10 protein-coding genes are annotated in these 9399 nt (G+C 68.7%); all 10 read right to left on the bottom strand.

Going from position 1 to position 9399, the window contains the following annotated elements; all coding sequences use genetic code 11:
• On the bottom strand, positions 1-634 hold a 634-nt coding region (locus tag ACJ73U_RS36785), incomplete at its 3' end, for an ABC transporter ATP-binding protein (RefSeq protein WP_407782373.1).
• Between the two features lie 124 nt (positions 635-758).
• Entirely contained in the window at positions 759-1664 is a 906-nt protein-coding gene (locus ACJ73U_RS36790; RefSeq protein ID WP_407782374.1) for a carbohydrate ABC transporter permease, read from the bottom strand.
• Positions 1665-1734: 70 nt separating this feature from the next.
• Positions 1735-2652, bottom strand: coding sequence for a carbohydrate ABC transporter permease (locus ACJ73U_RS36795; RefSeq protein WP_407782375.1), 918 nt, complete (start codon positions 2650-2652; stop codon positions 1735-1737).
• A 74-nt stretch (positions 2653-2726) separates the two neighbouring features.
• Positions 2727-3944 carry an extracellular solute-binding protein gene (locus ACJ73U_RS36800; RefSeq protein ID WP_407782376.1) on the bottom strand — a complete coding sequence of 406 codons (1218 nt, stop codon included), beginning with the start codon at positions 3942-3944 and terminating at the stop codon, positions 2727-2729.
• A gap of 136 nt (positions 3945-4080) precedes the next feature.
• Positions 4081-5067: a DHH family phosphoesterase gene (locus ACJ73U_RS36805; RefSeq protein ID WP_407782382.1), complete on the bottom strand. Its 987-nt coding sequence runs from the start codon at positions 5065-5067 to the stop codon at positions 4081-4083.
• Between the two features lie 67 nt (positions 5068-5134).
• The gene (locus ACJ73U_RS36810; protein ID WP_407782377.1) at positions 5135-5581 is read right to left on the bottom strand and encodes a hypothetical protein; all 447 of its coding nucleotides are present in this window, start codon (positions 5579-5581) and stop codon (positions 5135-5137) included.
• A gap of 226 nt (positions 5582-5807) precedes the next feature.
• A complete protein-coding gene (locus tag ACJ73U_RS36815) occupies positions 5808-6359 on the bottom strand; it encodes a TetR/AcrR family transcriptional regulator (protein WP_407782378.1) in 552 nt (183 codons plus the stop codon).
• A gap of 152 nt (positions 6360-6511) precedes the next feature.
• The gene (rbfA, locus tag ACJ73U_RS36820; protein WP_407782379.1) at positions 6512-6967 is read right to left on the bottom strand and encodes a 30S ribosome-binding factor RbfA; all 456 of its coding nucleotides are present in this window, start codon (positions 6965-6967) and stop codon (positions 6512-6514) included.
• 24 nt (positions 6968-6991) lie between these two features.
• Positions 6992-7285 (bottom strand): DUF503 domain-containing protein, encoded by a 294-nt coding sequence (locus tag ACJ73U_RS36825; RefSeq protein ID WP_407782380.1) that lies wholly within the window; start codon positions 7283-7285, stop codon positions 6992-6994.
• Between the two features lie 63 nt (positions 7286-7348).
• A partial coding sequence (gene infB, locus ACJ73U_RS36830; RefSeq protein ID WP_407782381.1) for a translation initiation factor IF-2 occupies positions 7349-9399 on the bottom strand: 2051 nt, incomplete at its 5' end.

A 9399-nucleotide genomic window follows, 5' to 3' on the forward strand; every position in this document is an offset into this window, starting at 1 on the left:
CGTCCTTCAGCACGGCCACCCGGTCACCCATGGTCATGGCCTCGATCTGGTCGTGCGTCACGTAGATCGTGGTGACGCCGAGCCGCCGCTGCAGCGACGCGATCTGGGTGCGGGTCTGCACACGCAGCTTCGCGTCGAGGTTCGACAGCGGCTCGTCCATGCAGAACACCTGCGGCCGGCGCACGATCGCGCGACCCATGGCCACGCGCTGGCGCTGGCCACCGGACAGCTTGGCGGGCTTGCGCTCCAGGTACGGCTCGAGGTCGAGCAGCTTGGCCGCCTCGAGGATCCGCTCGGCACGCTCGGCCTTCGGCACCTTCTTGATCTTCAGGTGGAAGCCGATGTTGTCCGCCACCGTCATGTGCGGGTACAGGGCGTAGTTCTGGAACACCATCGCGATGTCCCGGTCCTTCGGCGGGAGGTCGGTGACCTCGCGTTCGCCGATGCGGATCGCACCCTCGTCGACGCCCTCGAGACCCGCGAGCATGCGGAGGGTGGTCGACTTGCCGCAACCCGACGGTCCGACCAGAACCAGGAACTCGCCGTCCTCCACCTCGAGGTTCAGCTGGTCGACCGCGGGCCGTTCCGTGCCCGCGTAGAAACGGCTCGCGCCCTCGAAGGTCACTGTCGCCATGGTGGTCCTTTCCATTCGCCGGTCACAAGACCGCACCTCGTCGTCGCGGCCCGGTCGTCAACCGGCGCGCGAGCCCCAATCTAGAACAACAACAAACTGAACACCACGATTCAGAATCACAAATTCACTTCACCCCGCCCGCGGTCAGGCCGGACACGAGGTGCTTCTCGATCATGGCGAACAGGGCCACCACGGGCAGGATGCCGATGATCGACACCGCGAACACGTACTGCCACGCCGACTCGTACTGCCCGATGAACTTCGTCAGCGCCACGGTGAGTGGCTGGTTGGTGTCCGTGGGCAACAGGATGAGGCTCGCCGCGAACTCGTTCCAGCACGCGATGAACGTGAAGATGACCGCCGTGACGATGCCCGGCCACACCAGCGGCAGCATGATCCGCGACAGCGACTGCCCGCGGTTGCAGCCGTCGATCCAGGCCGCCTCCTCGATCTCCTTCGGCACGGTCGCGAAGAAGCTGTGCATGATCCAGATGGCGAACGACAGGTTGAACGCCGCGTTCACGAGGATCATCGCGAGCCAGGTGTCGTTGATGTCCAGCGAGACGAACTCGCGGAACAGGCCGGACGCCAGCACGGTCGGCTGCAGCATCTGCGTGACCAGCACGAGCAGCATGAACGGCAGCTTCAGCCGGAACTGGTGCCGCGCGGTGTAGTACGCGGCGGGCAGCGCGACGACGAGTGCCAGGGCCGTGCCGCCCAGGGAGATCACGACCGTCGAGAGCAGGTTGTTCGGGAGCGGCGCCTCCGGCGTGCCCCACATGTTGACGTAGTTGTCGAGCTTCCAGTTCGTCGGCAGGTAGTCCGGCGGGATCCGCAGGATCTCCTGCCGCGACTTGAGCGAACCGCTCAGCATGATCAGGTAGGGCGCGAGGAACACCAGCGCCACGATCACGCCGATGATCGTCAGCCCCCACCGCTTCGACTCCCGCCTGCGCGGGGCGGGTGGCGTGGCCGTCCTCACCGCCTTGGGCGGATCGAGCACCGCTCCCCTGGTGACGACCTCGCTCATGGCCGCTCCTCGCAGGCTCCGAGCGGCCCGCGGAGGGCGCGCGTTCGACGGTTCACTCCGCAAGCTCCGTTCACGCGGACACCTCACGCATCGGCTTGACGACCTTCAGGTAGATGGCGATCACCACGAGGATCACGACGAAGTTGACCACCGAGAGGGCGCTCGCGGTGTCGATCTGCCGGTCGCTCTGGATGATCTTGAACATCAGGGTGGTCGTGGTGTCCGCGTCGTAGCCGGGTATCGAGCCGGTCATGGTCTTCAGGATCGGCAGCGAGTTGAACACGTTGATGATGTTGATGATCGCGGCGACCGCGAGCGCGGGCCGCAGCATCGGGAACACGACCTGCCAGTACGTCTGGACCCTGCCGGCGCCGTCGATCTGCGCCGCCTCCAGCACGTCCTCCGGGACCGTCTGCAGGCCGGACAGCACCACGAACGTCGTGAACGGCACCGACACGAACACCGCGACCGCCATCGCGGAGAGGAAGCCGGGCGTCGCGTTCTTGAGGAAACCGTACGGCTGGTCGAGGATCCCGATGTCCACGAGGAACTTGTTGATGATCCCGTAGAACGGGTCTAGCCCGTAGACGAACACCGTCGAGGTCATCACGACCGACGCCGCCCACGGCACGATGATGACCATGCGGAGGATCTTGCGCCCCGGGAACTTCTTGTTCAGGAACTGCGCCAGCACCAGCGAGATCAGCACCGTCGCGAGCACGATGCCGAAGGTCCAGACGATCGTGTTGACGAGCACGGTCGGCAGTGGGTCGAGCCCGAACACCGTCTTGTAGTTGTCGAAACCGGTCCAGCCGCGGTCCTTGCCGAACCGCGACAGGTCGCGGAAGGACGTGTAGACCATGAAGCCGACGGGGAAGATCACCACCCCGCCGATGAGGACCAGCGCCGGTGCCAGCCACGGGAGAGCCTGCAGGGTCGTCTGCCGGCGAGCATGCCGCTTCAACGCCTTGTTACGTGTGGTTGCCACCGAACGCCTCCTGGGTACCGGCGTGGGGCCCCCGACGGGACCCCACGCCGCCCGATCTCACGGTTTTCTGTGCCTCAGCCGCTGGCGTCGGCCTTGGCCTGGATCTCCTTGAGCACGTCCGCCGGCGACTTGGACGCGATCTCGCCGACCAGGGACTTGAACGCACCGGACGTCTGCCCCCACGCCGGGTTGGTCGCCGGGTAGAACTTCGCGCTCGGCAGCGACTCGAGGAACGTCTTCAGCTCCGGCTTGGCGGCCGCCGCGTCGGCGCCGGACTTGGTGGCCGGGATGAAGCCCTCGTTGTCGTTGAACTTCACGTAGTTCGTCTTCTCGTAGAAGAAGTCAAGGAACTTCGCGATCGAGGCCTGCTTGTCCTTGTCGTTGTTGAAGCCGACGAAGTAGTCGGCGACACCCAGCGTGACCGGCTTGCCGTCCTTGGTGGGGCTCGGCGCGATGGCCCAGTCGAGGTCCGGCGCCTTCTCCTTGATCTGGCCGACGATCGGCGGCAGGCCCTCGATCATGCCGATCTTGCCCTGGATGAACACGTTCAGCAGCGGCGTGCGGTCGGTCGCGCCGGGGTCCGGCTGCGTGGCACCCTCACTGATCATGCGCTTCATGAAGGTCAGGGCTTCGGTGGCCTGCGGCGTGTCGATCGTCATCTTGCCGCTCTTCTCCCAGGACGCGCCGGCGCCGTAGGCCCAGATCGACGTCTCGGCCTGCGCCTCCTCGGAGCCGAGGGGCATGCCGTAGCCGTAGACGCCGCCGCCGAGCGCGGAGATCTTCTTCGCGTCGGTGAGCAGCTCGTCCCAGGTCTTCGGCGGCGCGGCGATGCCGGCCTGCTGGAAGAGGGTCTTGTTGTAGAACAGCGCGCGGGTCGAGGCGACCGTCGGCACGCCGTAGGCCTGGCCCTTGATCTTGGCGCTGTCGATGAAGGCCGGCTCGATGTCCTTGTACGTGTCGGGCGAGACGATCTCGTCGGCCTTGTACAGCAGGTCGTCCGTGGCGTAGGCCGGGCCGGCGGCGTCCAGCTCGAGGATGTCCGGCGCCTTGTTGTTCTGGATCTTGGTGTCGACGACCTTGTAGATGTCGTCCCAGCTCTGGGTCTCGAGCTTGACGTCGATGTTCGAGTTCTTGGCCTCGAAGTCCTTGACCAGCTGCTCCCAGTACGGCTTGGTCTTGTCACCGTAGATGGGCACCAGCAGGTCGAGGCTGACGTTGCCGTCGCCGCTGCCGGAGTCGCTGCCGCAGCCGGCGAGTCCGAGCGCCGCCGTGGTAGCCACCACGACAGCCATTGTGACGCGCCTCAAGATGTCCTCCGTTTCCGCCTGGCCGGTCCGCTCCGCCTGGCTGGGTCACCGCCCGCGCACCCAAGGGGCCGAACGGCGATTGGTTTATACCACTTGTTCACCCGGACGCCGCCGATCGTCCTCAACTGGTTACGAGCGGCACCGGATTTCGCAACATCGTCCGAACACGTTCCGTTATCTCCGCTGCTGTACCGGTCGCGGAGAAGCCCGCGGCGAGCCGGTGGCCGCCACCGCCGAGCCCGACCGCCGCCGCCCGCACGTCGACGGCGCTCTTCGCACGCAGCGAACCCGTCCACTCCCCCGGCGCCTTCTCCTTGAGCACCAGCGCGACCTCGGCCTCGACCGTCGTGCGCAGGACGTCCACGCCCGACTCGACCTCCTCGAACCGCACGCCGACCTGGTCGGCCAGCGTCACCGACGTGTGCACGAGGCCGAGCCCGCCCGCGGCGTCCGGCTCCAGCACGGCCCGCGCGAGCACGCGGGCGAGCATGGGCAGCCACGCGAACGGGTGGGTGTCGAGCAGTGCCCGGCCGAGATCGTCCGGGTCGGCGCCGGCCTCGATCAGCCGCGCCGTGATCTGGTGGGTGTGCGGGCTCGCGCGGCGGAACGAGCTGGTGTCGGTGACGAGCCCGGCGTAGACGCAGCGGGCGATGTCCGCGTCCAGCCGCTCCCCCAGCTCGTCCAGGACGGCGAGCACGAGCACCGCGGTGGCCTCCGCGGTGTCGTCGACGACGTGGTGGGTGCCGAAACGGGTGTTGGACGCGTGGTGGTCGATGACGAGCACGTGGCCGGCCCTGGCGATCCGGTCCTCCAGCCGGCCGAGGCGCGCCGCGCTGGCGGCGTCGAGCGCGACCAGCAGCTCCGGGTCGGCCGGCACGTCGCCGGCCGGCACGACGAGACCCGCCGTGTCGAGGGGCCGGAGCGTCTCCGGCAGCTCGGCCGGCGACCCGAACGACACCCGAACGGTGGCGCCCCTCCGGTGGAGGGCAAGGCCGAGCGCGAGGGCGCTGCCCAGCGCGTCGGCGTCGGGGTTGACATGCGCGAGCAGCGTCACGTCGGAGGCGTCGCGGAGCAGGTCCGCGGCGACGCGAAGATCGGCGGTCAGCATCGGCCCAGCCTCACGCACCCGGCCGGCCTCGTCCAGTCCGGGCTTGCGACCGGGGTCTGACCAGGCGCTACTCGGCCGCGAGGCAGGGAGACTCCGCCCCCAGCAGGAGTTCGTCGTGATCGTTGTCGCGCAGGGACATGCGGAACCCGTCGGTGGTGCTCTGGACCCACAGGTAGTGGCGTTCCGGGCGCAGGTCGTCGAGCAGCTTGAAGTCGTGCGCCTCCCACCAGTGCAGCAGGGTGTCGAAGTACTTGTCGTCGACGGCGACACCGCGGACGAAGTACGTGCTGACGACGGTCACGCGCCCCTTGGGTTGACCCTTGCAGACCACAGAGGACGGTTGCGCGGCGGCCTCCAGGTGGGCACCCGCCGGCAGCGCGGCCGCGGCGCGCTGGATGTAGGCCTCCACGCGGTCGTAGGCCTCCGACTCCGTCACCGGCTCGAGCTCGGCCCTGCTCGACCCGCAGCCGGCGAGCAGCAGCGCGGTGAGCAACAACAGGAACATCCGCTTCATGGCGCACGGTCCGCCTCGAGTGCCGGCCTGTCGTACGCCGTGAATGCCGCGACCACGAGAACAAACCACCTTCGTCGGGTTCCAGTACTCGCCGTGGGTCGAGCGGGGTGACCGCGTGCGCCGAGGGCGGAGACACGTGAATGATGTCGCTAACCGCGTTCGCGGTACAGACCCATTGTCCACCGTCCTACGGCGGACCCGTTCGGGGCGTGGTGCCGTGCGTCCGTCACTCGCCGGGGACAAGGATCTTGGCGACGTCCCGGGCCACCTCGCCGAGATCGTCACCGAGATCGTCCGGCAGGGCGCCGGTGAGTGACAGCGTCGCGAACCCGTGCACGAGCGACCACGCGGCGATGCCCGTGAGCCGGGCCTCGCGGCCGGTGCGGGCGGTCCTGGTGCGGACGCCATGCACCAGCGCCTGGCTCGCCCGCTGCCTGGCGGCCACCACGGCTGGGTCGTCGCGGTGGTAGGTGTCGGGGCGGAACATCACCTCGAAGTGCGCCCGGTGCGTGGTCGCGAACCGCACGTACGCCACCCCGGCCTCGACGAACTCGTCCCCGGCCGCGTCCAGCGCGTCGGCCAGGAGCCCGTAGCCCTCGGCGGCCAGCGCGGTCAGCACCCCCGCCTTGTCACCGAAGTGGTGAATCGGCGCCGCGTGGGAGACCCCGGCACGGCGGGACACCTCACGCAGGCTCAACGCCGCCGGCCCGTTCGCCGTGATCGACTCGACGGCCGCGTCCAGGATGGCCCGCCGCAGGTCCCCGTGGTGGTAGGGCATGCGGTTATCTTACCACTGGAAAGATATATGCGCGCACGGTTCGTGACCCGTCGTGACGTACTGACGGAGATGCGAGTGCTCAACGACGGTCAGTACGTGGCGGACCTGACGCGGCGGGTCGACCGTGTGGAGCGCGACGGCACGACGCGATGTCAGTCGACCTCGACGTCGTCGTCTTCGCGGGGGGCTCGGTACGGGTCCGGGTCGCCGGCGGGTTGGGCGCCGTTGGCCAGGCGGGCTACTTCCGCGTCGGCCGCGGCGGCGCGGGCCAGGAGGTCTTCGATGTTCTTCGCGTCTTCCGGGACGGTGTCCGCGACGAAGGTCAGGGTCGGGGTGAAGCGGACGCCGGTGCCGGCGCCGACCATCGAGCGCAGGACGCCCTTCGCCGACTCCAGGGCCAGTGCGGCGCCGGTGGTGTCCGGTGCGGCGTCGAGCTTGTCGCCCAGCACGGTGTAGTACACGGTCGCGTCGTGCAGGTCCGCCGTGACGCGGGCGTCGGTGATCGTCACGCGGGCGAGCCGCGGGTCCTTCACCTGGTGCTCCAGCGCGGACGCCACGATCTGCGCGATGCGCTTCGCGAGCTTGCGGGCGCGTGGTGCGTCAGCCACGACGAAACTCCTCAGTCGACGGGGTCAGTCTTCGGGGCCCAGCCATCGGCGGCGGGCCGACAGCAGGTCCAGCTCGGGTCTACCCGCGACCAGCCGCTCACACGCGTCCAGCACGTCGTCCACATGTGACGCGTCGGCGGCGACCACGGCGACTCCGATCAGTGATCGCCGGTGCTTGTCCAGGTGGCCGGCCTCGGCGGCCGTCACCTCGAACTTCCGGCGCAGCTCGGCGATGACCGGCCGCACGGCCGATCGCTTCTCCTTCAGTGAGCGGATGTCGCCGAGCAGCACATCCAGCTCGAGAGCCCCCACGTACAACGGAAATCCTCAAACGAGCCAGGCCCCGGCGCCGTCCGGGAGACGGCGCCGGGGCAGACAAACTCAGTCGCGCGGCTTCTCGCGCAGCTCGTAGGTCTCGATGATGTCCTCGATCTTGAGGTCACCGTACGAGCCGAGCGTGAGACCGCACTCGAAGCCCTCGCGGACCTCGACGGCATCGTCCTTGAACCGCCGCAGCGAGCTGATCGGCAGGCTCTCCTGGATGACGACGCCATCGCGGATGAGCCGGGCCTTCGCGTTGCGCCGGATCTCACCGGAGAGCACCATGCAACCCGCGATCGTGCCGACCTTGGAGGACTTGAACACGTCGCGCACCTCGGCGCGCCCGAGCTCCACCTCTTCGTAGATCGGCTTGAGCATGCCCTTCAGGGCCTGCTCGATCTCGTCGATCGCCTGGTAGATGACCGAGTAGTAGCGGATGTCGATGCCCTCGCGGTTGGCCTGCTCGGAGACCTTCGCCTCCGCGCGGACGTTGAACCCGAGGATGATCGCGTCGGACGCGATCGCCAGGTCCACGTTGGCCTTGGTGATGCCACCGACACCGCGGTCGATGACCCGCAGCTCCACCTCGTCGCCCACGTCGAGCTGTGTGAGCGCGTCCTCCAGTGCCTCGACGGTACCGGAGTTGTCACCCTTGATGATCAGGTTGAGCTGGCTGGTCTCCTTCAGCGCGGAGTCCAGGTCCTCGAGGCTGACCCGCTTGCGCCGCTGGGCGTTGGCCGCGTTGCGCATGCGGGCCGCCCGGCGCTCGGCGATCTGGCGGGCCGTGCGGTCCTCGTCGACCACCAGGAACGTGTCGCCCGCACCCGGCACCGACGTGAAGCCGATGACCTGGACCGGACGCGAGGGCAGCGCCTCGATGACGTCCTCGTTGAACTCGTCGACCATCCGCCGCACGCGGCCGTACGCGTCGCCGGCGACGATCGAGTCGCCGACCCGCAGCGTGCCGCGCTGGACCAGCACCGTGGCGACCGGGCCGCGACCGCGGTCCAGGTGCGCCTCGATGGCGACGCCCTGCGCCTCCATGTCCGGGTTGGCCCGCAGGTCGAGCGCCGCGTCCGCGGTGAGCACGACAGCCTCGAGCAGCCCGTCGATGTTGATGTTCTGGCGCGCGGAGATGTCGACGAACATGGTGTCGCCGCCGTACTCCTCGGCCACGAGCCCGTACTCGGTGAGCTGCTGGCGCACCTTCTGCGGGTTCGCGCCCTCCTTGTCGATCTTGTTGACCGCCACCACGATCGGCAGGCCGGCGGCCTGCGCGTGGTTGATGGCCTCCACCGTCTGCGGCATGACGCCGTCGTCGGCGGCGACCACGATCACCGCGATGTCCGTGGAGTTCGCACCGCGAGCACGCATGGCGGTGAACGCCTCGTGACCCGGGGTGTCGATGAAGGTGATCAGCCGGTCGTTGCCGTCGACGGTCACCTTCACCTGGTAGGCGCCGATGTGCTGGGTGATGCCACCGGCCTCGCCCTCGTGCACCGTCGTCTTGCGGATCGTGTCCAACAGCCGCGTCTTACCGTGGTCGACGTGACCCATGACGGTCACGACCGGCGGCCTGGACTGCAGCTCCTCCTCGCCACCGGCGTTCTCGCCGTAGGAGATGTCGAAGGAGTCGAGCAGCTGGCGGTCCTCCTCCTCCGGGGAGACGACCTGCACCTTGTAGTTCATCTCGGTGCCGAGCAGCTCGAGGACGTCGTCGGAGACCGACTGCGTCGCCGTGACCATCTCACCGAGGTGGAACAGCACCTGCACCAGCGAGGCCGGGTTGGCGTTGATCTTCTCGGCGAAGTCGGTCAGCGAGGCGCCACGCGGGAGCCGGATGGCCTCGCCGTTGCCCTTGGGCAGGCGAACACCGCCGACGCTGGGCGCCTGCATGTTCTCCATGTACTCCTGGCGCTTCTGCCGCTTCGACTTGCGGCCACGCCGGGACGGCCCACCGGGACGGCCGAAGGCACCCGCGGCACCGCCGCGACCACCGCCGGAGCCGGGACGGCCGCCACCGCCACCGCGGAAGCCACCGCCACCACCGGCCGGCGCACCACCGCCGCCACCGGGACCGCCACCAGGGCCGCGGTAGCCACCGCCACCGC

This window comes from Actinophytocola sp., from assembly GCF_045807065.1.
In the GTDB taxonomy this organism is placed as follows: Bacteria; Actinomycetota; Actinomycetes; order Mycobacteriales; family Pseudonocardiaceae; genus Actinophytocola.